This is a genomic window from Streptomyces sp. NPDC104831 (assembly GCF_055583025.1).
Map to the genome: position 1 here is coordinate 20,572 of NZ_JBVJOT010000050.1, position 23,248 is coordinate 43,819.

The 23,248-nt window shown below is 75.4% G+C and carries 20 protein-coding genes; 8 read left to right on the forward strand and 12 right to left on the reverse strand.

The features are described 5' to 3' along the window. Positions 1–13: 13 nt before the first annotated feature. The gene (locus ACZ63H_RS29130) at positions 14–1,267 is read left to right on the forward strand and encodes an MFS transporter (RefSeq protein WP_469870074.1); all 1,254 of its coding nucleotides are present in this window, start codon (positions 14–16) and stop codon (positions 1,265–1,267) included. Here ACZ63H_RS29130 and ACZ63H_RS29135 read toward each other — a convergent pair. After that, a complete protein-coding gene (locus tag ACZ63H_RS29135; RefSeq protein ID WP_469870076.1) occupies positions 1,224–3,314 on the reverse strand; it encodes a SpoIIE family protein phosphatase in 2,091 nt (696 codons plus the stop codon). The genes ACZ63H_RS29130 and ACZ63H_RS29135 overlap by 44 nt on opposite strands. A gap of 500 nt (positions 3,315–3,814) precedes the next feature. Between ACZ63H_RS29135 and ACZ63H_RS29140 the strand changes: the two genes are divergently transcribed. Beyond that, positions 3,815–4,654, forward strand: a complete 840-nt coding sequence (locus ACZ63H_RS29140; protein WP_469870078.1) for a class I SAM-dependent methyltransferase — start codon at positions 3,815–3,817, stop codon at positions 4,652–4,654. Here ACZ63H_RS29140 and ACZ63H_RS29145 read toward each other — a convergent pair. Genes ACZ63H_RS29145 through ACZ63H_RS29160 form a run of 4 tightly spaced genes read right to left on the reverse strand, consistent with a single transcriptional unit; the run spans position 4,642 to position 9,337 of the window. Then, positions 4,642–5,697 (reverse strand): 2-hydroxyacid dehydrogenase, encoded by a 1,056-nt coding sequence (locus ACZ63H_RS29145; protein WP_469870080.1) that lies wholly within the window; start codon positions 5,695–5,697, stop codon positions 4,642–4,644. The genes ACZ63H_RS29140 and ACZ63H_RS29145 overlap by 13 nt on opposite strands. A 28-nt stretch (positions 5,698–5,725) precedes the next feature. Continuing rightward, a complete protein-coding gene (locus ACZ63H_RS29150; RefSeq protein WP_469870082.1) occupies positions 5,726–6,331 on the reverse strand; it encodes a histidine phosphatase family protein in 606 nt (201 codons plus the stop codon). Then, on the reverse strand, positions 6,328–7,824 hold the full coding sequence (locus ACZ63H_RS29155) for an FGGY-family carbohydrate kinase (RefSeq protein WP_469870084.1): 1,497 nt from the start codon (positions 7,822–7,824) through the stop codon (positions 6,328–6,330). The genes ACZ63H_RS29150 and ACZ63H_RS29155 overlap by 4 nt, the downstream gene beginning before the upstream one ends. Next, complete coding sequence (locus tag ACZ63H_RS29160) at positions 7,817–9,337, reverse strand: FGGY family carbohydrate kinase (protein ID WP_469870086.1); 1,521 nt, start codon at positions 9,335–9,337, stop codon at positions 7,817–7,819. The genes ACZ63H_RS29155 and ACZ63H_RS29160 overlap by 8 nt, the downstream gene beginning before the upstream one ends. A gap of 333 nt (positions 9,338–9,670) precedes the next feature. Between ACZ63H_RS29160 and ACZ63H_RS29165 the strand changes: the two genes are divergently transcribed. The 4 genes from ACZ63H_RS29165 (at position 9,671) to ACZ63H_RS29180 (ending at position 14,060) form a co-directional block, all read left to right on the forward strand. Then, the gene (locus ACZ63H_RS29165; RefSeq protein ID WP_469870087.1) at positions 9,671–10,492 is read left to right on the forward strand and encodes a DeoR/GlpR family DNA-binding transcription regulator; all 822 of its coding nucleotides are present in this window, start codon (positions 9,671–9,673) and stop codon (positions 10,490–10,492) included. Between the two features lie 232 nt (positions 10,493–10,724). Continuing rightward, positions 10,725–12,047, forward strand: coding sequence for an MFS transporter (locus ACZ63H_RS29170; RefSeq protein ID WP_469870088.1), 1,323 nt, complete (start codon positions 10,725–10,727; stop codon positions 12,045–12,047). 318 nt (positions 12,048–12,365) lie between these two features. Next, positions 12,366–13,421 (forward strand): class I mannose-6-phosphate isomerase, encoded by a 1,056-nt coding sequence (locus tag ACZ63H_RS29175; protein ID WP_469870089.1) that lies wholly within the window; start codon positions 12,366–12,368, stop codon positions 13,419–13,421. Between the two features lie 69 nt (positions 13,422–13,490). Beyond that, positions 13,491–14,060 carry an AAA family ATPase gene (locus ACZ63H_RS29180; RefSeq protein WP_469870090.1) on the forward strand — a complete coding sequence of 190 codons (570 nt, stop codon included), beginning with the start codon at positions 13,491–13,493 and terminating at the stop codon, positions 14,058–14,060. 12 nt (positions 14,061–14,072) lie between these two features. Here the strand turns inward: ACZ63H_RS29180 and ACZ63H_RS29185 are convergent, their stop codons facing one another. Further along, positions 14,073–14,504 (reverse strand): tetratricopeptide repeat protein, encoded by a 432-nt coding sequence (locus ACZ63H_RS29185; RefSeq protein WP_469870091.1) that lies wholly within the window; start codon positions 14,502–14,504, stop codon positions 14,073–14,075. 146 nt (positions 14,505–14,650) lie between these two features. Beyond that, on the reverse strand, positions 14,651–16,153 hold the full coding sequence (locus ACZ63H_RS29190; protein WP_469870093.1) for a glycoside hydrolase family 43 protein: 1,503 nt from the start codon (positions 16,151–16,153) through the stop codon (positions 14,651–14,653). 200 nt (positions 16,154–16,353) lie between these two features. On the opposite strand from ACZ63H_RS29190, the gene ACZ63H_RS29195 reads away from it, so the two are divergent. Then, a complete protein-coding gene (locus ACZ63H_RS29195; protein WP_469870095.1) occupies positions 16,354–16,929 on the forward strand; it encodes an NUDIX hydrolase in 576 nt (191 codons plus the stop codon). A gap of 181 nt (positions 16,930–17,110) precedes the next feature. On the opposite strand, the gene ACZ63H_RS29200 is transcribed toward ACZ63H_RS29195, so the two are convergent. The 5 genes from ACZ63H_RS29200 to ACZ63H_RS29220 form a co-directional block, all read right to left on the reverse strand. After that, on the reverse strand, positions 17,111–17,932 hold the full coding sequence (locus tag ACZ63H_RS29200) for a hypothetical protein (RefSeq protein WP_469870097.1): 822 nt from the start codon (positions 17,930–17,932) through the stop codon (positions 17,111–17,113). Positions 17,933–17,985: 53 nt separating this feature from the next. After that, positions 17,986–18,594, reverse strand: coding sequence for a TIGR03086 family metal-binding protein (locus tag ACZ63H_RS29205; RefSeq protein WP_469870099.1), 609 nt, complete (start codon positions 18,592–18,594; stop codon positions 17,986–17,988). 164 nt (positions 18,595–18,758) lie between these two features. Next, positions 18,759–20,108, reverse strand: coding sequence for an aminotransferase-like domain-containing protein (locus tag ACZ63H_RS29210; RefSeq protein ID WP_469870101.1), 1,350 nt, complete (start codon positions 20,106–20,108; stop codon positions 18,759–18,761). Between the two features lie 139 nt (positions 20,109–20,247). After that, positions 20,248–21,204 carry an alpha/beta hydrolase gene (locus ACZ63H_RS29215; protein ID WP_469870103.1) on the reverse strand — a complete coding sequence of 319 codons (957 nt, stop codon included), beginning with the start codon at positions 21,202–21,204 and terminating at the stop codon, positions 20,248–20,250. Positions 21,205–21,253: 49 nt separating this feature from the next. Continuing rightward, positions 21,254–21,898 carry a TetR/AcrR family transcriptional regulator gene (locus tag ACZ63H_RS29220; RefSeq protein ID WP_469870105.1) on the reverse strand — a complete coding sequence of 215 codons (645 nt, stop codon included), beginning with the start codon at positions 21,896–21,898 and terminating at the stop codon, positions 21,254–21,256. Positions 21,899–22,075: 177 nt separating this feature from the next. Here ACZ63H_RS29220 and ACZ63H_RS29225 point away from each other — a divergent pair, with 177 nt between their 5' ends. Beyond that, entirely contained in the window at positions 22,076–23,152 is a 1,077-nt protein-coding gene (locus ACZ63H_RS29225) for an alpha-hydroxy acid oxidase (RefSeq protein WP_469870107.1), read from the forward strand. Positions 23,153–23,248: the final 96 nt, after the last annotated feature.

Below are 23,248 nucleotides of genomic sequence, written 5' to 3' on the forward strand. Positions count from 1 at the left end.
GGGGTCCGTCGTCATGTCGTCCGCCGCCTCGTCCCGCGCGTCCGGCACTCCGGCGGGGGCCGGCACCGCCGGCCGCTCCGCCTGGACGGTGGTCCTGTGCTGGATCACCGTCCTGCTGGAGGGCTACGACCTCGTGGTCCTCGGCGCCATCATCCCGACCCTGTTGAAGACCCGGCACCTCGGCATGACGGCGGGCGACGCGACCACGGTCGCCACGCTGTCGCTCGTCGGGGTCGCCGTCGGCGCGCTGCTGGTCGGTCCGCTGGCCGACCGGCTCGGCCGGCGGCTGCTGCTCATCGCCTCGGTGGTGGAGTTCTCGGTGTTCACCCTCCTGGTCCCGCTGGCCGGTTCCGTGGCGGTGTTCGCCGCGCTGCGGCTCGCGGCCGGGGTGGGGCTCGGCGCGTGCATGCCCGTGTCGCTGACGATGACGGCCGAGCACCTGCCGGCCGGGCGGCGGGCGCGCGCCGGCACGCTGACCATGACCGGGTATCACACCGGTGCCGTGATCACCTCGCTGCTGGCGCTCCGGGTCGCCGGGAACTGGCAGGTGCTCTTCTACGTCCTCGGCGCCGCCGGACTGCTGGTGGCGGTGGTGCAGTGGTTCCGGCTGCCGGAGTCGGCGGCGTTCGTCCGTGCCCGGGAGGCGGCCGGGGGGCGCCCGCGGGTGGCGTTCGCCGGGCTGCTGAGGCCGGCGTACCTGCGCGCGGGCGTCGGGGTCTGGGCCGCCTCGTTCATGGGGCTGCTGCTGGTCTACGGCCTGAACACCTGGCTGCCGAAGCTGATGAACGACGCCGGGTATCCCGTGCCGACGGCCGTGACGCAGCTGCTCGTGCTCAACGCCGGCGGGGTGGCCGGGCTGGTGCTGGGCGGTTTCGTGGCCGACCGGCGCGGCATCAAGCCGACCACGCTGGGCTGGTTCGCCGTCTCGGCGGTGCTGCTCGCCTGCCTCGGCGTCCGGATGCACAGCGACCTGCTGCTCGGCACGGTCGTCTTCCTGACCGGTGCGTTCGTCTTCTCGGCGCAGGTGCTCGTCTACGCCTACGTCACGCACTACTACCCGGCCGCCGTCCGGGGCACCGCCCTCGGCTCGGCGTCCGGCATCGGCCGGGTCGGCTCCCTCGTCGGCCCCTCGGTCACGGGCGCCCTGGTGACCGCCGGGGTCGGCCATCCCTGGGGCTTCTGGTTCTTCGCCGCCGTGGCCGGGTGCGCCGTCCTGGCCGTGCTCACCCTGCCGGCCCAGCCGCCGGAGGCAGCACGTGGGCGATGAGGAGGGCGACGTCGTCGTGGTCGGCGGGGTCCCGCAGCAGGCGCAGCAGCCGGTCGCAGGTCTCCTCCGTGGAGCGGTCCGGCGGCTCCAGCAGGCGCAGCAGCGCCTCCAGGCGCTCGTCGATGGGGTCGTCGCGGGTCTCCACCAGCCCGTCCGTGTAGAGCACGAGGCGGTCGCCGGGCGCGAGGCCGACGGTGGTGGTCTCGAAGGGCACCCCGCCGACCCCGAGCGGGGTGCCGGTGGGCAGGTCCAGCAGCCGCGGCCGCTCGCCGGTGCGCACCAGGGCCGGGGGCAGATGGCCGGCGGACGCCACGTGCAGCCGGGCGTGGTGGGGGTCGTAGACGGCGTACAGGCAGGTGGCGATGTAGGGGTCCAGCTCGCGGGTGGTCTTGTCGAGGTGGCCGAGGATGCGGGCCGGTTCGAGGTCGAGGTCGGCCAGGGTGGCCATCGCGGTGCGCAGCCGGCCCATGGTGGTGGCGGCCGGGATGCCGCTGCCCATGACGTCGCCCACCGCGAGGGCGGTGCGGTCGCCGTCGAGGGGGATCACGTCGTACCAGTCGCCGCCGACCTCGTCGCGGGCCTGGGCGGGGCGGTAGCGGACGGCGACCTCCAGGCCGGGGCGGCGGGGCGGGGGCTGCGGCAGCAGGCTGCGCTGGAGGGTCTCGGCGGCGCTGCGGATGTGCTGGTGCAGGACGGCGTTGTCGATGCTCAGGGCGGCGGAGGAGGCCAGTTCGCAGGCGAGGGTGAGGTCGTCCTCGTCGAACGGGAGCGGGTTGCGGGCCCGGGCCAGGCCCATGACGCCGAGGATCTTCTCCCGGGCGATGAGCGGGACGGCCATGTCGGTGTGGACACCGGCCCGGGCGAGCAGCGAGGCGGCTTCGGGGTCGGCGGCGATGCGGGAGTGGTCGCCGCCGCGCACATGGGTGATCAGCAGGGGTCGGCGGGTGCGCAGGCACTGCGACGCGGGGTGGTCGGCGTGGTAGGTGGTGAGCCGTCCGGGCGGCACCATGGCCCGGCCGGCGTCGGTGGGGTAGGCGGTCTTCACCGCCACGGCGCGGAACAGCGCGGGGCCGTCGCCGAGGTCGGTACGGCCCGTCTGCAGGACCGAGTCGAGGAGGTCCACGGCGACCATGTCGGCGAGGCCGGGCACCAGGACGTCGGCCAGTTCCCGCGCGGTGCGCTCCACCTCCAGGGTGGTGCCGATCCGGGCCGAGCCGTCGGCGATCAGGCGCAGCCGCCGCTGGGCCTGGTCGGCCTTCTGCGCGGCCCGGTACCGGTCGGTGACGTCGACCACCACGTTGGCGATGCCGAGGACCCGGCCGCGGTGGTCCTCCAGCCGGTAGACGGACACCGCCCAGGCGTGGTCCTCCTCGGGGTCGGCGGACGTACGGCCCACCACCTGCTGCTCCACCAGGGGGGTGCCGGTGTCCAGGACGCCCCGCATCAGTGCCTCGGCGCCCTCGAAGGTCGGGTCGGACAGGATCTCGCGGAACCCGCGGCCGACGTGGTCGGCCTCGGCGACGCCGTGCATGGCGGCGAGGGCGGGGTTGACGGCGAGGTAGCGCAAGTCGGTGTCCAGGACGGCCAGCCCGATCGGCGCCTGGCTGACCAGCCGGTTGGACAGGGCCAGCTTGCGTTCCATCTGGCGCAGGGCGACGCGGTCGACGGCGAGCCCCAGGGCGTAGTGGTCGCCGAGGCTGTCCGTCAGCCGGACGTTGCGGAACTCGATCATCCGGACGGTGCCGTCCTTGTGCCGGACGGGGAAGGCACCGGCCCAGCGCCGGCCGGTCTCCATGACCTGGGCGAACAGGGTGAGCGCCGCGTCCTGGTGCTCGGGCTGCAGGAGCAGCGACGCCGCGTACTGCCCGACCGCCTCGCCGCGGGTGTAGCCGAAGAGTTCCTCGGCCTGGGGGCTCCACATGTCGATCTTGCCGTCGGCCTCCAGCAGCACCGCGGCGACGCCCAGCAGGTCCAGCAGTCCGCTGGGGTCGGCCGCGGCGCCCGCCAGATGGTCGGCCGGCTCCGGACGCCGTGTGTCCCGTCTCATCGAACCGCGCTCCTTCCCTCGGCAGGCGCCACCGGTACCGCCGGCGCGGCCGGCTCGCCCCGCGGGTCGGGCGGGCCGGTCTTCCCCGCAGATCAGCAGCCCTCTCCACGATGCGGCACGGGGGCGTGGACGGCCACGGCGGAGGGCCGGGGCGGGGGCAGCGGTAGGGTGCGGCGCTCGCTGCCCCGCCGCCCCGGTGCGTGCCGCCGACGGTCCGGCCGGCCGGTCCGGACCGTGCCGGTACGAGGCACGACGAGCCGATCGCCGCCGGTCGGGCCGGGGTGATGGTCCTGGCCGCCGCCCAGGGCCTCGTCCGGGGCGGCGGGGGAAGCCCGCCCCCGGTCCCCCGCAGCGACTGGCCCGGCACCGCGCGGCGGTGACCGAGACCGCCCGCCGGCTCGACGGCCCCCGGCCGCCGAAGGAGTGACCGAGCCGCGCAACCGCCTGCCCCCGGGACGCCCGGTACCGGCCCCGCGGCCCGATCGCCTACCCTGCACCCCATGCCCGACGACCCCGCCCGCGCGCGACGTGACGACCGGCCCGAGGAGTCCCGGCGGGCGCGGTTGGGCCGGACGTTCGACGAGGACGCGGAGCTGTACGACCGGGCCAGGCCCGGGTATCCGTCCGGGCTGTACGACGACCTCGCGGAGCTGGCGGGCGTCCGCGGCGGCAGCCGGGTGCTGGAGGTGGGCTGCGGGACCGGGCAGGCGACGGTGCCGCTGGCCGCGCGGGGCTGCCGGATCACGGCGCTGGACGCGGGGCCGCGCATGGCCGCCGTCGCCCGCCGCAAGCTGGCCGCGTTCCCGGCGGTGGAGGTGGTGACGGCGCGGTTCGAGCGCTGGCCGCTGCCGGCGGAGCCGTTCGACGCGGTGGTCTCGGCGACGGCGTTCCACTGGATCGACCCGGCGGTGCGGATGGGCAGGGCCGCCGACGCGCTGCGCCCGGGCGGGGCCCTCGCCGTGGTGCGCACCCAGCACGTGCGGGGCGGCACCGAGGAGTTCTTCGCCGAGGTCCAGCGCTGTTACGAGCGCTTCGACCCGGACACCCCGCCCGGGCTGCCGCCTGTCGAGGCCGCCGATGTCGACGGCTCGGACCACGCGGCGGAGGTGGAGCGCAGCGGCCGGTTCGGTCCCACGGTCTTCCGCCGCCACGAGCGGGACATCACCTACACCACGGCGGAGTACCTGGACGTGCTGCGCACCTACTCCGGTCACCGGGCGCTGCCGGCGGCCGCCCTGCGGGGGCTGCTCGACTGTGTCGCGGCCCTGGCCGACGGGCGGTACGGCGGCCGGGTGACCAAGCGGTACCTCAGCGAACTGGCCGTGTCCTACCGGCGGTGACGGCGGGTCAGGGCCTCCGGGTTGGCGCAGTGGGCCGGTGGTTCGCCGCGCAGGAAGCGGGCGGCCTCGGCGGCGGTGATCCGGGCCGCCTTGTGGGCGACCTCGCGGCTGGCGCCGGCGATGTGCGGGGTGAGGACGATCCCCGGGGTGGACAGCAGACGGGAGCGGGCCGGTACCGGCTCGGTGGGGAACACGTCGAACCCGGCGGCGGCGAGGTGTCCCGACTCGAGCGCGTCGCACACCGCGTCGTAGTCGGCCAGGGCGCCCCGGGCGCAGTTGACGAGGACCGCGCCGCGCGGCATGGCGCCGATCCGGGCCCGGCCGATCATGCCGCGGGTCTCCTCGGTCACGCGGGCGTGCAGGGAGACGATCCGGGAGCGGTCCAGCAGTTCGTCCAGGGACACCAGCCGGGCGATGTCCCCCACCGCCTCCGGGCGCACGTAGGGGTCGTGGACGAGGACCGTGGCGCCCATGGCGTGCAGGACCCGGGCGACGCGCGAGCCGACGGCGCCGAAACCGACCAGGCCCACGACCGAGCCGTCGATCTCCACGCCGCAGCGCGTGTAGTCGTAGTGGTCGCCGCGCCACACGCCCCGTTTGAGGTCGCTGTGCACGTCGGCGATGCCCCGGGCGGCGGCGAGGATCAGCGCGAGGGCGTGCTCGGCGGTGGCGACGGCGTTGCGCCCGGGGGCGTAGCAGACGGCGACGCCGTGCCGGGTCGCGGCCTCCAGGTTGGCGTTGACCGGGCCGCCCCGGCCGACGCAGAACAGCTCCAGGTCGGGGCAGGCGGCCAGTACCCGGTCGGTGAGCGGGCCCATCTGGGTGACGCAGATCCGGGCGCCGCGCAGCGCCTCGATCATCTCCTCCTCGCTGCCCGATGCCTCGTCGACCTCGGCGACCTTGCCGAACGGCGTGTGCGGCCACGGCAGCCGGTGCCGGCGGACGTCCAGTTCGGTGCCGGGCGGCACGGCGGCGCGCAGTTCCTGTTCCAGCAGGTGCGGCAGGACGAAGTGGTCGCCTGCGGCGAGGACGGTGGTGGGCACGGTGGTTCTCCCGGAAGGGGGTGGGGGTTCAGCGGACGGGGGCGTTGAGGCGGAGCAGCGCGGCCTGGCCGTCGCGCAGCCGCAGTTCGGTGAGCGCGCCGTTGCGCAGGATGGGGAAGACCCGGCGGTAGCGGGCGAGGGGGATGCCGAGGAGCGCGCACAGCACGAGGCGCAGCAGGGTGGAGTGGGCCACGACGAGGACGCGGCCGTCGGGGAGTTTGTGCGCGGTCTCCTCCAGGCAGTCGATCGCGCGGCCGGCCGCGGCGGCGGGGTCCTCGCCGCCGGGCAGGTGGTGGGCGACCGGGTCGGCGAGGAAGGCGGCGAGTTCCTCGGGGAACGCGTCGGCCATCTCCGCGCGGGTGAGTCCGTCGCCGCGGCCGAAGTCCACCTCGCACAGGCGCTCGTCCACCCAGGGGGTGAGGCCGAGGGCGGTCGCGGCGGGTCCTGCGGTGAGCCGGGCCCGGGTGAGCGGTGAGCACAGGACGGCGTCCAGGTGCTGCCCGGCGGCCCAGGCACCGAGTTCGGCGGCCTGCCGGCGGCCCAGCTCGGTGAGCGGGACGTCGGTGCGGCCGGCGTAGCGGTTGTCGGCGTGCCACACGGTCTCCCCGTGGCGCACGAGCAGGAAGTCGGTCACGGCCGGGCCTTTCCGCGCGCGTGGCCGGCCACGGCCGGCGGCAGCCAGCCGCGGCGGGCCAGCGCGTCGACGAAATCGAGGTAGACGGGGAGCAGACGGGCGGTGCGGGCGGGGTCGGGGCGGACCTGCGCGCCCGGCCGCACCATGCTGCCCGCGGCGTCCCGCAGCGTGGCGCCGGAGGCGGTGGCGGCGAGCACCGCCATGCCGAGAGCGCTCTCGGCGTGCTCGGGGAGGCGGACGGGGCGGCCGAGGACATCGGCGCGCAGCCGGGTCCAGTAGCGGTTGCGGGCGCCGCCGCCGGTGAAGGTGAGCGGGCCGGTGACGGGGGCGCCGAGGTGGTCGAGGTAGTCGAGGCAGAGCCGTTCGACCAGGGCCACGCCGAGCAGGCAGGCGTGGAACTCCTCGGCGTCGCCGCGGGGCCGGCCGAGGGTGAAGGGGACGGCGTCCGGGGCGCGGAAGGGGAAGCGTTCGCCGCCCGGGCCGGCCAGCGGGTAGACGACGGCGGTGGAGCCGGTCGCGGCGGCCCGTGCGGTGAGCGCGTCGAGGTCGCGGGGGCGGGCGCCGGGAAAGCGCCGGGCGAGGACGCCGGCGCCGCTGCCGGAGGCGCCGCCGGGCAGCCAGGTGCCGTCGGGGCCGCGGTGGCAGTAGACGACGCCGCCGGGGTCGCGGACGAGGTGCCGGCTGGTCCCCTTGAGGACCAGGGTGGTGCCCAGTACGGAGTTCCAGGCGCCCGGGGTGAGCGTGCCGGCGCCGATCTGCGCGGCGCAGCCGTCGGTCATGCCCGCGGTGATCGGCGTGCCGGCGGGGATGCCGGTGGTCTCGGCCGCGGCGGCGCACACGGTGCCGATGACGGTGCCGGGCCGCACGACGTCGGGCAGCAGCCCGGCCGGGACGCCGAGGGCGTCGAGTTCGGCCTCGGGCCAGCGTTCGGCGATCAGGTCGTAGCCGGTCTTCAGGGCGTGGCTGGCGTCGCTCGGGACCTGGTGCCCGGCCAGCCGCCAGGTGAGGAAGTCGGCCTGGTGCAGCAGTCGCGCGCCCGCCGGCCGGTCCGTGTCGTCCAGCAGCCACAGCAGCTTGGGCAGCGCCCAGGAGGGCTGCATGGCGCGGTAGCCGAGCCGGTCCCACACGGGTCCGCCGAGGGTGTTCACGCGGTCGGTGTAGGCGTCGGCCCGGCGGTCGTCGTACATCAGCCCCGGGGTGAGCGGGACGCCCGCCGGGTCGGTCAGCAGCACGGTGCCGGAGGTGGCGTCCACGGCCAGGCCCCGTACCCGGCGCGGGTCGATCCCGGTGAGCGCCTCGCGGCAGGCGGCGGCGAGCGCGGACCACCACAGCCCGGGGTCCTGTTCATGGCGTACGCCGGTGCGGCGGCCGGTCAGCGGGCGCGAGGCGGCGCCCAGCAGCCGGCCGGTGCCGTCCACGGCGACCGCGCGGGCGCCCTGGGTGCCGAGGTCGAGTCCGACGTGGACGGCGTCGGGGGACAGTGCGTCAGACATGCGGCAGCTCCGGGGCGGGGACGGCGGCGGGTGCGGACGCGGGGGCCCAGCCGAGGGAGCGGGCGGCGGCGCGCCAGGTGAGGCAGGTGTCGTGGAGGCCGTCGTAGAGGGCGGCGCGGGCCGGGTCGGGCGCCCAGCTCGCCCCCATGCGGACGTACTTGGCGGCGGCCTCGCGGACGCCGCGCTCCGCCCCGGTGCGGACGAGCCCGGTCAGGAACGCGCCCTTGGCGCCGGGTTCGGTGTCGGTGGAGCGGGCCGTCGGCACCCCGGTGACGTCCGCGATGAGTTGGCACCAGCCGTCGCTGGCGGCGCCGCCGCCGCACAGGCGCAGTTCGTGGACGCCGGTCCCGCAGGCGGCGAGGCAGTCGCGGACGACGAGGGACAGGCCCTCGAAGACCGCGCGGGCGACGTGGGCGGGCGTGTGGTCGAGGGAGAGGCCGAAGAACACGCCGCGGGCCCGGGGGTCGAGGAAGGGGGCGCGTTCGCCGGCGGGCGAGAGGTACGGCAGGAACGCCAGCCCGCCCGCGCCGGGTTCGCCGCCGAAGGCGAGCCGGCCGAGGCGGGCGGGGCCGGGGACGCCCAGGGTGCGGCAGGCCCAGTCGAGGACCTCGGTGCCGGCGAGGGTGGGGAAGGCGCGCAGGATCCGTTCGCCGTCGTAGGCGATGTTGACGCCGCACGGTTCGCCGCCGGTGTCGGGTGCGCGGGTGACGATCTCGGTGCACAGGGTGGTGCCGAGGATGGCGCACGCCTGGCCGGGTTCGACGGCCCCGGCGCCGCGCGCGGTGGCGGCGATGTCGTAGGGGGCCATGACGACGGGCAGGCCGGCGGGCAGCCCGAGTTCGTCGGCGGCCCGGCGGGTGATCCCCGCGACCCGCTCGTGTTCGCCGAGGACGCGCGGCAGCAGCGGCTCGGCCCAGGCCAGGCCGAACAGGTCGAGGAGCGCCGGGTCGTAGGCGCCGGTGGCGTGGTCGAGGAAGGGCGCGGAGGCGTCGGAGGCGTCCACGGCGGTGACGCCGGTGAACTTCCGGAACAGCCAGCCCGCCGCCGTCAGGGCGGTGCGGGAGCGCCGCAGCCGCTCCGGGTCGTGCCGGGCGAGCCAGGCGAGCACCGCGTTGGGCATGCCGCTGCACGTGAGCGAGCCGTTGCGGCGGAAGGCGCGGTCCAGGACTCCGTCGGCCTGCCAGCGGGTGAGCAGGTCGCCGGCGCGTCCGTCGGACCACAGGATCGCCGGTCCGGTGGGGCGGCCCGCGCCGTCCACGAGCCAGCAGCCGTCGCCCTGGGCGGTGAAGCTCACCAGCCGCACCGGATCCCGTCCGGGGGCGGGCCGGGACAGGGCGTCGCGCGCGGTGCGCACGACCCCGTGCCACACGGCGTCCATGTCCTGCTCCGCCCAGCCGGGGCGGGGCCGCAGCACCTCGCTGACGGCGCGGCAGACCGCCAGCTCCCGGCCCTGGTCGTCGAAGACGACGGATTTCACGACCGAGGTTCCGACGTCGATGGTGAGGACCGCCATGACCGCGAACACCTGCCCTTTCGCCGAAGGCCGCGCCCACGGACCAGGTCCGCCGGACCAGGGGTCCGGCCGTGTGCGGCTCGCGGACATCAGGTAAACGCGGCCTCGGAGCGGCCGTCAATCGGCCCCGGGCTTTATCCCGCGGCCGGACGCGGACGCCGTGTGACGTTCCCCGCCGGTCCGGGCGCGGGCCCCGGCCGGTGCGCCGCTCGCGCGGACACCGGCCAGGTCACCGGCCGCCCGCGCCGTGTTACGTTCGTGTGGGATTCTCACGCGCCGCTGCGCGGCCACGCCGCCGGCCGGGGGCCCGGGCCCGGGAGAGGAGCGGCTGCCATGGCCGGTGTGGACGCCCGTACGGACGCCCGGGAGGAGCGCCGCGGCCGGCTGCGCGCCCTCGTCACGGACCGGGGGTTCGTGCGGACCGCCGATCTCGCGGCCGAGTTCGGGGTGAGCGTGATGACCGTCCACCGCGACCTGGACGCCCTCCAGGCGCAGGGCTGGCTGCGCAAGGTGCGCGGCGGGGCGAGCTGTCTGCCCTCGACGCAGTTCCACGGCAGCACCGGGGAGCGCCTGACGACGATGGTGCGGGCGAAGCAGTCCCTGGCGCGGGCCGCCGCCGGGGAGCTGGCGCCCGGGCAGGTCGTGATGATCGACGACTCCACGACCTGTCTGCACCTGGTGCGGCACCTGCCGGACCACACCCCCGTCACCGTGATCAGCAACTCGCTGCCGGTCGTCTCCGCGCTGGCCCACGAGCCCGGCGTGGCCCTGATCGCCCTGGGCGGCACCTACTTCCCGGCCTACGACGCGTTCATGGGCGCGCACACGGCGCAGAGCGTGCAGGCGTTCCGCGCGGATGTGCTGTTCATGTCCACCACGGCGGTCACCGGGGGCCGCTGCTACCACATGTCGCCCGAGACGGTGCAGGTCAAGCAGGCGATGATGGCGGTCGCCGCGCGCCGCGTCCTGATCATCGACCACACCAAGTTCGCCCACCAGGGGCTGTACGCGCTCGCGCCGCTCACCGACTTCGACCTGGTGCTCGTCGACGACGCGGCCCCGGCGGCGGAGATACGGCGGCTGCGGGAGGGCGGGGCGCAGGTCCGTACGGTCGGCCCCGCCCCCGAGCCGCCCGGCCCGCACGACGCCGCGTGAACATCACACGGTCCTCACTCGGCGCGCTCCGGCGCACCGGACCGCGCACGCGCACGTGACCTGGGCCGACGGTCCCGTCACCGGGTCGCCCGCGCCACGACCTCACACCGGCCGTCACAGGGCCCGCGTGGTGTTCCTCCCGACGGATTGACCCCGTCCTCGGGCGGACCTTTCATCGGTGCCACGCCGTACGGCACTCCGCTGTCCCCCTTTTCCCGAGAAGGTGGCGTCCGTGACCGTCCCCCCGAATCCCCCGGTCGCCCCCGGGGAGACCGCTCCCCGTGGAGTCCTGGACCGCGTCGGCATTCCGAAGGCCCTCTCCTGGGGATTTCTCGGTGTCCTGATCTTCATGATCGGTGACGGGGTCGAATCGGGTTTCCTCTCGCCCTATCTGCTGGACGAGGGAATCTCCAAGGACCGGGTGGCGCTGCTGTTCACCGTCTACGGCGTCACGGCCAGCGTGTCGGCGTGGTTCTCCGGGGCCCTGTCCGACCTGTGGGGGCCGCGCCGGGTGATGCTGCTGGGCCTCGGCATCTGGTCCGCGCTCCAGGTGGCCTTCCTGGGCCTCGCGGTCCCCACGCACCACTACGTCCTGCTGGTCGTCACCTACGGCCTGCGCGGTTTCGGCTATCCGCTGTTCGCCTACGGCTTCCTGGTGTGGGTGACGGCGGTGACGCCCCGGCGCCGGCTGGGCTCGGCCGTGGGCTGGTTCTGGTTCGCCTTCACCGGCGGGCTGCCCACCCTCGGCTCGCTCGTCGCCAGCTTCACGGTGCCGTGGCTGGGCACCTACCGCACGCTGTGGTTCGCGCTGGTGCTGGTCGTCGCGGGCGGGCTGGTCGCGCTGCTCCTGGTGCGCGAGCCGACGGGCGGGCAGCGGCTGGCGCCGCCCGGCGAGCGTCCGGTGGCCACGCTGCTCGGCTCGCTCTCCATCGTCTGGCGCGAGCCGCGCATCGGCGCCGGCGCGGTGGTCCGCACCGTCAACACCGCCGCGCAGTTCGGCTTCCTGGTCTTCCTGCCGGTGTTCTTCACCGACACGCTGGGCTTCTCCCTGACCGAGTGGCTGCGGCTGCTCGCGGCGATGTTCGCCACCAACATCTTCTTCAACCTGCTCTTCGGCCTCGTCGGCGACCGCATCGGCTGGCAGCGCACCGTCGCCTGGTTCGGCGGGGTGGGCTGCGCGGTGACCACGCTCCTGCTCTACTACGGCACCGCGGCCGCCGGCGACGACTTCCCGACGGCCATGGTGCTGGTGGGCCTCTTCGGCGCCACCCTCGCGGGCTATGTGCCGCTGTCCGCGCTCATGCCCTCGCTGGCGCCGGACCACAAGGGCCAGGCGATGTCCGCGCTCAATCTCGGCGCGGGCGCCAGCACGTTCGTCGGCCCGGCCGTGGTCGGGCTCTTCCTCGGGCCGCTCGGCGTCGAGGGCGTGATGTGGATCTTCGCCGGGCTGTATCTGGCGAGCGCCGGCCTGACCGCCTTCCTCACCCTGCCCGGCCGGACCACCGCGCCCGGCACCCGCGTCGTACCGGCCGCGCCGGGAGCGGGAAAGGCATAGCCGGCCGGAGCGGGGAAGGCATAGCCGGCCGGACCCGCGCCGACTGCCCGACGCACGCCCGGCCCACGAGGCACCCCGGCCCCCGGCGCCCGCGACGGCCGCCGGTCACCGGCGCGGGCGCCGAGCCTCGCGGCCCGGCACGCCTCGGCCGGGGCGCCCGCGCCGCCCGGGAGCGGCACGACGTGTGCCGCGGGCCGGTTCCCGCCCGCGCCCCGGTCACCGGTCCCCCGCACCGTGAACCCTTTGCCCCGGTTTGCCGACCGGCCCGGCGGGAACCCCGCAGCGGAGCACGCCCGGCCGACACGGGGAGGGGAGCCCATGGACTGGTATCCGCTGCGCCTGACGACGCCGGTCAAGCAGCACGTGTTCGGCGGGCACGTGCTCGCCGGACGGTGGGGACGCGCGGGGCTGCCCCCGGGTCCGGTCGCCGAGACCTGGGAGGTCAGCGACGTGGACGGCGAGGGCGCGGTGGTGACCGAGGGGCCGCTGGCCGGGTCCTCGCTGCGCGCTCTGGTGCGGGAGCACCCCGAGGACCTGCTCGGCCGCGGCCGGCGCGGTGACCGGTTCCCCGTGCTGACGAAGTTCATCGACGCCACCGGGCCGCTCCCGGTGCATCTGCACGCCGACGACGAGACCGCCCGCCGGGTCGAGGGCGCGCCCAACGGCAAGACCGAGGCGTGGCACATCCTGGAAGCGGCCCCCGGGGCCACCGCCCTGGCGGGTGTCCGGCGCGGCGTCGACCGCGAGCGGCTCCACCGGGCGCTGCTGGCGCAGGACTTCGACGCCGTCCTGCGCCGCCTGCCGGTGCGCGCCGGGCAGACGCTCTACGTGCCCGGCGGCACCCTGCACAGCTTCGGCCCCGGCACGCTGGTCTACGAGATCGAGCAGACCTCCGACATCCAGCAGCACGCCATGCGCCACCGGATGGAGGACGGCTCCCCCGTCCCGGACCGGGAGTGGCACGCCAACCTCGAACGGCTCCTCCAGGAGTGGCGGCCCGAGCCGCGCCCCGACTTCCGATCCGGGCTGAGCGTGCCGGTCGACGACGGGGTGGAACGCACCGTGCTGTGCGCCGGACCCCACTTCGCGCTGGAGCGGTGGCGGGCCGGCACCGCGGCGCCGCTGGTGCACGCGTTCTCCGGCGCGAGGGTCCTCAGCAACGCCGGGGCGCCCGTCACCGTCACCACCCCCGGGGGCCGGGAGCGGCTGGGCCGGGCCGAGAGCCTGCTGCTGCCCGCCGCGCTGGGCCGGCTGCGGATCGAGGGCCCGGCCGACGTCCTGCTCGGCTACCTCCCCGACCTCGGCACCGACATCCGCGCGCCCCTGCTGGCGGCCGGCCACGGCCCGGGCGCGATCGACGCGCTCGGCGCGTGACGGAACCGCCCGGCGAGGCGGAGTATGGGGACCGCGAGTCACCCTGCCGCCGCGAGACGAGGAACCCCCATGCCCCAGTCGCCCGACCGAGACCTGTACGTCGTGACGGGTGTCTCCGCCAGCGGCAAGTCGACCGTGTCCCGGCTGCTCGCCGACCGGCTCTCCCCCAGCGCGCTGGTCGAGGGGGACGTCCTGCGGGTGATGGTGCGCAACGGGCGCCGGGAGATGACGGCCGAGCGCACCGCGGGCGCGCTGGCCCAGCTGCGGCTGCGCCACCGGCACGCCGCCCTGCTGGCCGCGTCCTATCTGCGGGAGGGCTTCCACACGGTGGTCGAGGACGTGATCCTCGGCGACCATCTCCAAGGGTTCCTGTCGTGCCTGCCGGAGCCGGCGGTACGGCTCGTGGTGCTGGCCCCCGACGCCCAGGCCGTGCGCCGGCGCGAGTCCGGACGGGGCAAGGTCGCCTACGGCTCCCGTTGGACACCCGCCCAGCTCGACACCGTGCTGCGCGAGGAGACCCCGCGCATCGGCCTGTGGCTGGACAGCACCGATCTGAGCGCGGACCAGACCGTGGACGAGATCCTGCGCCGCCGGGACGAGGCGTTGCTCCCCGCCCGGCGGCACACCGGGGCTTCCTGAGGCGGCGGGCCGTCAGCCGTCGGCGGGGCTCTCGCCGGCGAAGGCCGCGGCCAGGCGCAGCCAGGGCACGGCCTCCTTGTGGCGGCCCTGGCGTTCCAGGGTGCGGCCCAGCATCAGGTGGGCGTAGTGCTCCACCGGGTCCCGGTCGACGACCAGCCGCAGCTGCTCCTCGGCCCGCCGCAGCTGCGCCGAGTGGTAGTAGGCGCGGGCCAGCAGCAGCCGGGGCGCGGTCTGCTCGGGGACCTCCTCGACCACGGCGGGGAGCAGCTTGGCCGCCCCGATGTAGTCCTTGGCGTCGAACAGCAGCAGGGCCCGCTCCCAGCGCTCCGCCGTCGTCTCCTCGTGCGGGACGCCGGGTCCCTGGTCGAACAGGTGCAGGGCGCTTGCCCAGCGGTCCGGGGCGACTCCGCCCGTCGCCGGGTAGTCGAGGAAGGTGTCGCTCATGGTTCCTCCCTTGGGTGAGCGGGCGACGCGCTTTTTGTTGACGCATCAACCGGCATCGCTAACCGCCACCCCTGCGCCGGTATTCCCGGAGTCCGCCGCCCGGCTCCGTCCTCCTCGTCCTCCTCGACCGCCTTCCCGGCCGCGCCTCAGCCCCCGTACGGCTCGTAGTCGAACCAGTCGAAGTGGACCGTGCCCGCCGAGGCGTACAGGCCGAGCACGCGGCCGGTGAAGCCGCCGGCGACCTCGGTGGAGAGGTAGCGGCCGTCCAGCCGGGCGAGTTCGGTGAAGGTGCCGTCCGTCTCCCGCACGCCGAACGCGACGGTGTCGGGCCCCTCGCGCGGGTCGGTGAACTCCTCGGCGGGGGTCGTCTCGACGCCGAGCACCACCGGGCCGCCGGCCGACGGGCGGGACGCCACGACCGAGCGCAGGGGACCGATCCGGGCGATGACCCGCACCTCGGTCGCCGTGGCCTCGATCTCGTAGTGGTGCCGCTCGTCCAGGCGGACGGCGAGTCCGCCGCTGCCCTCCGACGGGTCGACCAGGGTCCGTGCCCGGCAGGACAGGTGCTGCTGGCGGCGGCCGACGAAGGTGACGTCGGTGTCGTCCGGCGACTGCCCGCGGGCCCGCAGGCTCAGCCAGCCGGCGCGTCGCCCGGTGGTGCAGTCCTCCTCGTGCCGGAAGCGGGGCGAGATCCAGCCCGGGGCGAGGCCGCCGCCGTCGAAGTCGTCCCGGACCGGCGCGGCGGCGGGCGTCCCGAGCGGCCAGGGGGGCGGGGCGAGGGCGGACGCCACCTCGCCGACGACCGGCCAGTCGTCGACCCAGGTCACCGGGGCCAGGAAGGTCTCCCGGCCGAGCACGTGCCAGCCGGGCGAGCCGCCGCGCGGCCTGACGCCGAGGAACACCATCCACCAGGAACCGTCGGGTCCCCGCACCAGGTCCCCGTGGCCGGTGTTCTGGACGGGGTGGTCGGTGCCGCGATGGGTCAGCACCGGGTTGGCCGGGCAGGGCTCGAACGGACCGTCGGGGGTACGGGACCGGGCGACCGAGACCCCGTGGCAGCGCTCGGTGCCGCCCTCGGCGATGAACAGGTACCAGTACGCGCCGACGCGGTACAGGTGCGGCGCCTCCGGGGCCTTGGCGCCGGGCGTTCCCGACCACAGCCGCCGCGGCTCGCCGAGGGTCTGCCCGGTGCGGGGGTCGATGCGGACCTGGCTGACGCCCGCGACGGTGCACCAGCAGGTGCCCTCCTCGTCCCAGGCCAGGTCCGGGTCGATGCCCCGCACCCCGGGCAGCCGGACCGGATCGGACCAGGGGCCGGCCGGGTCGGTGGCGGTGAAGAGGAGGTTCCCGTCGCCGCTCACGTTCGTCACGATCAGCCAGAAGCGGCCGTCGTGGTACCGCAGCGTCGGCGCGTAGAGGCCGCCGGAGGAGGGCGCGCCGGGCGGCAGCCGCAACTGGCCGGGCCGGTCGAGGGCATTGCCGATCTGGGTCCAGTGCACCAGGTCGCGACTGTGGAAGACCGGGATGCCGGGGTAGTACTCGAAGCTGGAGCAGACCAGGTAGTAGTCCTCCCCGGCCCGGCAGACGCTCGGATCGGGGTGGAAGCCCGGGATCACGGGGGTGCTGCCGCCGTCGGGCACGCTCGGCACATCGAGTCCTTTCCGCCAAGGCCCGCGCCTGCGGCGTGGAGCGAAAGTTTCGGTGATATGTTCGAAATTATGTCCGGGCGAGGCTATCGACAGCCGGTTCGGCGGTCAACGCCCGCTCCCGGCGGGCCCGGCGCGCCCGTCGAGGGGCCGGCGGGCGCGCACGAGACGGCTTCCGGCACCCCGCCGCTAGGATGCCGGGCGTGGTCACAGCCCCGCACGCGGTCCTCGATCTCCTCGCCCGCCACCGCCCGGAGGGTCCCGCCGAACGCGCGGACGTGGAGCGGGTGCGCGCCCTCGTCGCGGCGGGCGACCCGTGGCGGCGGTCGAACCCGCTGCACATCACCGGGTCCGCGCTGGTCGTGCACGAGGAGAGCGGCCGGGTCCTGCTGCGCTGGCACCAGCGGCACCGGTCCTGGCTGCTGGTCGGCGGGCACGCCGACCCCGACGAGTCCGACCCGCTCGCCATCGCCCTGCGCGAGGCGCGGGAGGAGACGGGCCTCACCGACCTCGTGCCCTGGCCGGACGCCGGGGTGCGGCACCTGGTGGTCGTGCCGGTTCCGGCGCATGCCCGGGAGGCGGCGCACGAACACGCCGACATCCGCTTCGTGCTGGCCACCCGAGTCCCCGGGGCGGCCCGCCCGGAGAACCCGCGGGCACCGCTGCGCTGGCTGACACCTCGGGAGGCACGCCGTGTGATCACGGAGGAGAACGTCCGGGAGACCCTGTCCCGCGTGGCACCCCTGCTCACGGACCGACCCGGCCGCACGGGGCCGTAGGGGCTGCCCGCTCCCGCTGTTCGTGGCCGTTCCCGGTGACTTGGACGCGTCGGACGGCGCGGCGGACGCCTGCCGTGACACGCGGTCACACGACCGGCCGGTGCACCGCGTCCCCCGGGCCCGGAGCGGTGCGCCGCCTGGCCCACCCCACCGGCCCGCCGCCGGACCGGGTCCGGCCGCGCTAGCCGGTCCGTTCGGCCGCGGCGCGGATCCGGTCCGCGTCGTTCGTGCGGAGACTGGTGAAGCAGGCGCGCCTGAGGGCGTCGTACGACCGGATCTCGATGCCGGTTGCCTCCCGGACCAGGGACAGCGCGCCGCCCGGCTTCCGCGCGGGCGGCACCACGTCGTCGCCGGTGCGGCGGAGCCAGGTGTAGGCCACCGACAGCACGTCCTTGACGGGGTAGACCCCGGAGTCCACCAGGGCCTTGGCGAAGGCGGTGAAGTACCTGAGGTGCCGCGCCCGGTCCTGCGCGAGGGCGTGGAAGACGTCGCGGAGGAGGGGATCGGCGCTCGTACGGGCCGCGTCCTCGTACGCCCCGCGGGCGTCGGCCGCCGCGCAGGCCCGAAGGGCGCAGAACCGGGCGTAGTTACCGGTGGGGAAGGTGCCGGGGGGCTCGCCGGCGCCGGGACGGCCGATGCCGGCCATCTCCCCCAGGCGGTCGAGGGCGGCCGCGTGCCGGGCCTCCTCCGTCGGCCAGTGGTGGGCCGTCCAGGCGGCGGCGATGCGCAGCACGTCGGCGCCGAGCGGGTTGGTCCCGCCGATCTCGTCGGCGAGCCGCGCGCCGTCCACGGCCGGAGGAGGGCCGTACGGCCGGGCCGTGAACGCCGGGTGCCGGAGCAGGGCGGTCCGCGCGCGCTCCCCCGGGCCGGACAGGCGGCGGCCGGCGAAGAGGGTGTCGGGCGACCAGCGGTGCCGTTCGTGGTCGCTGCGCTGGGCGCGCAGCACGTCGGCGACGGTGGCCCCGGAGCGGAGTTCCCCGACGATGTCGGTCGTGATCGGCATGTGCCTCGCCTTCCGCCTTGCGTTCGGGGAACGTCCGCTGGAGGAACGTCGGTTCAGACCGAGCCGGCCGCCGCCGCGGACCAGTCGGGGGACCTGCCGAGCGATGTCAGGACGAGGTCCAGGGAGCCAGCGCCGGGCGCGGCGGGCAGGGCGGGCCGGAACAGCGGGGCGGGTCCGAGCCGGCGTTCGTCGTTCGGCACCCGCAGCGCGACGGCGAGGGCGGCCTCGACCACCTCCTCGTCCAGGTCCAGGGGCAGGCCGAGCGTGCGGGCCACGTCCCAGCCGTGGACGACGTAGTCCAGGAGGTGGAAGCCGATGGCGGTCGGGGCCGGGAAGTGCCTGCTGGTGCTGATCTCGGGGAGGGCGAACTCCCGGGTGAGCACGTCGGGCCGGGCGAAGCCGTCGATGGCGGCCCACGCCGCGTCCCGGTACGCCGCCGCCGGGTCGTCGCCGAGCGCGCCCGGCTGCCACGCGGCGAGGTCCGCACCGCGTCCCGAGGCCGCCGCGGCGAAGCCGTGGTGCTGGCCCGCCATGTGGGAGACGAGCTGATGGAGCGTCCAGCCGGCGCAGGGCGTGGGCAGATCCCAGTCCTGCGGGTGGGCCTGCCGCACCAGGCGTACGGTCTCCAGCACAGCCGTCCGGTCGAGCTTCCGGAGATCCATGCGGGCCCTTTCGCGAGGGGGGTTGCGGGCTGGGCCAGACATTAGCACGATCGTGCGTTTAGTTTTAGGGGGCGGAGTGGGGACGGGGCCCGGCGCCGGGTCCGGCCGGGCCCCCGGATCCGTACGGCCGGCGGGCGCGTGCGCCCCGGACCCGCGCCGCCGCCTCAGTCCCGTCCGGCCGCCTCGCGCGCCGCCGACTCGACGAACAGGGCCAGCCGGCGCACGCCCTCCACGATCTCCTCCGGCGTCAGGGAGCTGCAGGAGAGCCTGAGGCGGTGGTCGCCGCCGCCGTCCGCGTAGAAGTCGCTCATGGGCGTCCACAGGACTCCGAAGGCGCGGGCGGAGTGCTCGAGGGCCTTGGTGTCGGCGACGAACGGGACGTCGACGACGAGGAAGAAGCCGCCCGTCGGCTCGTTCCAGCGCACGCCCAGCTCGCGGCGGCGCTCCTCGGGGAAGTGCCGTTCCAGTTCGCCGAGCAGCGTGGCCAGGTTGGCGCCGTAGGAGGCGATGGCCTCGGCGTTGGCCTCCCGGAGCCGGCAGTCGCACTCCACCAGCAGCCCGCCGATGACGGCCTGGCCGACGGCCGAGGTGTTGACCGTCGTCATGCTCTTGATCTTGGACAGCTCGTCGGCCAGCAGGGAGCGCCGGCCGCCGGGGCCGATGACCTCCTGGTCGGCGACGACGTACCCGACGCGGGCGCCGGGCAGCGCCGTCTTGGCGAAGGACCCGAGGTGGAGCACCCTGCGCGCGCGGTCCATCGCCTTCAGGGTGGGGCGGGCGGACCCGGTCCGGACGAAGAACCCGTAGGGGTCGTCCTCCAGGATCAGCAGGTCCTCCTCCGCGGCGACCCGCAGCAGCCGTTCGCGCGCGGCCACGGTCATGCTGGTGCCCGACGGGTTGGCGAAGTCCGGCACCACGTACAGGGCGCGGGGCCGTCCGCCCGCCGCGCGCACCTGCCGGGCCGCGTCCCGGAAGGCGTCGGGGTCGGGGCCGTCGGCGCCCTCCGGGACGGGATGGGTACGGATGTCCAGCAGCCGGGCGGCGCCGGTGATGCCGACGTAGCAGGGCGAGCTGACCAGGAGTGTGTCCTCGGGACCGGCGAACAGGGCCCGCAGGGTGAGCAGCATCGCCTCCTGGCAGCCGGTGGTCACGACGATCGCCTCCGGGGCGACGTGGATCCCCTCGTCGTTGGCCAGGGTGCGGGCGACGAGTTCGTGGATGAGGCCGTTGGTGCGCCCGTACTGGAAGAGGTGGGTGCGCACCCGGTCCTTCGGCCAGCCGAGGGTGCGTTCCAGGTGGTCGGTGTAGGAGCGCAGGTGGCGGGCGAGGTCGTCGGTCTCGAACATGCCCTCGGCGGGCCTGCCGGGCGCGAAGGAGAGGGCGTCGGGGAAGCGGGCGACGACCTCGTTGAGGAAGTTCATCGCGTCCAGCACGGGATCGGTGAGCGAGCCGTGCAGGTCCTCGAGCGCGAGCGCCGGAGCGGCGACGGCGTCCGTCACGGTGGTGTCCGTCATGGTCGGCCCTTACTGGTGGCGGCGGTCGGAGCGGCCGGCACGGCCGGTGCCTGCCGGTGGCGGCGGCCGGGGCGGGCGTCGCGGCCTGCCCCTGCCGGAAGCGGCGGTCGGGTCCGTCCCTCGCCGGCGGCGGGGGCGGTCACGGCCGGACCTCGTCGGCGGCGGCCGCGAAGGCGGTGCGCAGGTGGTGCGCGGCCTGCTCCACGGCGCGGCGGGCCGCGTCGAGGGTGCCGGACATGGTGAAGAAGCCGTGCGCCGTCCCCGGGTAGCGGGTGGCCCCGGCGGGCACCCCGCACTCCCGCAGCCGCCGCGCGTAGTCCTCGGCCTCGTCGCGCAGCGGGTCGTACTCGGCGGTGATCACCAGGGCCGGCGGCAGGCCCGTGTGGTCGGCGGCGCGCAGCGGGGAGGCGAGGGGGTGCGTCCCGTCCTCGGGCGCGGCCAGGTAGTTGTCCCAGTACCAGTGCACGGACTTGTCGTTGAAGAGCAGCGGGTCGGTGTTCTCCCGGCGGGACGGGGTGTCCGCCAGGTAGTCGGTGTTCGGGTAGACGAGCAGCTGGGTCAGCAGCCCGGGGCCGCCCGCGTCCCGGGCCATGAGCGTGACGGCCGCGGCGAGGTTCCCGCCGGCGCTGTCGCCGCCCACGGCCAGCCGGCTCGCGTCGCCGCCGAACCGCCCGGCGTGCTCGGCGGCCCACCGGAGCCCGGCGAAGCAGTCCTCGGGGGCGGCGGGGAACTTGTGCTCGGGGGCCAGCCGGTAGCCGACGGAGACGGTGAGGCAGCCCGCGGAGTTCGCCAGGGTGCGGCAGAGCGCGTCACTGGTGTCCAGGGAGCCGAGGGTCCAGCCGCCGCCGAAGAAGTAGACGAGCACCGGCAGCGGGCCCTCGCCCGCCGGCCGGTAGACCCGGACCGGCAGGGGCCCGCCGGGGCCGGGGACGGTGAGGTCGTGGACCTCGTGGACCGGTTCGGGGGTGCCGGCCGCCGCCCGGATGGCCGCGAGGTCGGCGGCCCGGGCCTCGTGGAGCGTCATCGTGTACAGCGGACGGGCGCCCTCGGCCGCGCGCCGGTCGTAGAGGGTCTGGAGCTGCGGGTCCAAGGGCATGGTGCCTCCGGGAGGTCCAGGGCCCGCGGGGCGTGCGCCCGCGGGCGGTTCACAGGGTGTCGGGAATGAGCGCCGGATCCGTGGCGGCGTCGCGCAGCCTGCTGACGATGCCGTCGGCGGCGCGGCCGTAACTGGTGAAGTTGGCGTGCAGGACGGATTCGGCGTTGGCCATCTCCAGCAGGGCGACCAGCTCGAAGGCGAGCTGGGCGGTGTCGGCGTCCTGGCGGACCTCCCCCGCCTTCTTGGCCTCGTCGATCATCTGCTCGACGAGAGTGAACCAGTTGCCGTGCGCGCTCGCCACGGCATCGTGCACCTTGCCCCGGCGCGCGTCGTACTCGGCCGAGACCGAGTAGAAGAAGCAGCCGCCCGGGAAGACGCGCCGCGCGGAGTAGGCGAGCCAGTTGCCGCACAGGCACCGCAGCCGGCCGAGGCCGGCGGGCAGGGCGCGGGCCGGCTGCACGACGTGCTCGATGAAGACCTTGATGGCGGCCCGCACGGTGGCGAGCTGCAGTTCCTCCTTCGATCCGAACAGGGCGAACACCCCGCTCTTGCTGAGGTGCAGTTCACCCGCGAGACGGCCGAGGGACAGGCCCTCCAGTCCCTCGACCGACGCGATCCTGACGGCTCGCTGGAGGATCGCCCGCCGGGTCTGGTTGCCACGCTCGATCCGCCCGTCCGTCGCTGTCCTTGCCAAGGCACACCTCCTCGCCGTCTCCCGCCAGGGGGACGTCCGTTCCGTGACCACATGACGATCACATTATGTGGACGACCGTGCGGACATGTGGGGGGAGTTAGGTTAGTGTACGACCGTGCGGTTAGTTCGGGACACGGTCGGCAGCGCGGGAGCGCGCCGGGAACAGGGGTGGACGCGGTGGCGTTGGCGCTGCACGAGTACGAGTCCGCGGCGCGGGAACGGCTCGCCGGCCCGGTCTGGGACTTCCTGGCGGGCGGGAGCGGGACCGAGTCGATGCTGACCGCCGGCCGCGCGGCCCTCGACCGGATCCGGCTGCGGCCACGCTGTCTCGTCGACGTCTCGGACTGCGATCCCCGAACCTTGCTGCTGGGGGCGGAGCTCGCGGCACCGCTCGGCATCGCGCCCATGGCGTACCACCGGCTCGCCCACCCCGAGGGGGAGGTGGCGACGGCGCGGGCCGCCGGCGAGACCGGCACGCTCTTCACGGTCAGCATGTTCGCGAGCCGCACCCTGGAGGACATCGCGGCGGCGGCCACGGGCCCGCTGTGGCTCCAGCTCTACTGGCTCAGGCGCCGGGAGGCGATGCTCGCGCTCGTCCGCAGGGCGGAGGACGCGGGCTACCGCGCGCTCGTCCTCACGGTCGACGCGCCGAGGGTCGCCCACCGCCCGCGGGACGCCCGCAACGGCTTCGCCGTCCCCGAGGACGTCCGCGCCGTCAACCTCGACCCCTCCGTGATGTCCGCCTCCCACGCCGGCGCGCCCGGGGCGTCCGCCATCGCCCGGCATTCCCGTGAGCAGTTCGACGCCTCCCTCACCTGGGCCGACCTGGCCTGGCTGCGCGAGCGCACCCCGCTGCCGCTGGTATTGAAGGGACTGCTCACCGCGGAGGACGCCGAACTCGCCGTGAAACACGAGGTGGACGCCATCGTGGTGTCGAATCACGGAGGGCGGCAGCTCGATTTCGCCCAGCCCGCCGTGGAGGCGCTTCCGGAGGTCGCCGAAGCCGTGTCCGGGCGTTGTCCGGTGATCCTCGACGGTTCGGTCCGGCATGGCGCCGATATCGCGAAGGCGCTCTGTCTCGGCGCGGATTCCGTTTTCGTGGGACGCCCCGTCCTGTGGGGACTGACACATTCCGGAACCGCCGGCGCAGCCGCCGTGCTGCGGACGTTGGCCGAGGAATTCGATGAGGTCATGGCCCTGATGGGGGCGCCTCGCGTCCACCTTTTCGGGCCCACGGGGGTTACTCGGCAGTGAATTGACCCCACCCTCGGGGTCTCCTCCCATTCATCTTTTTCCACCCCGGATGAAGGGGACTTCGGCATGCGCGAAAAGCTGCTGCCTACATCTGTC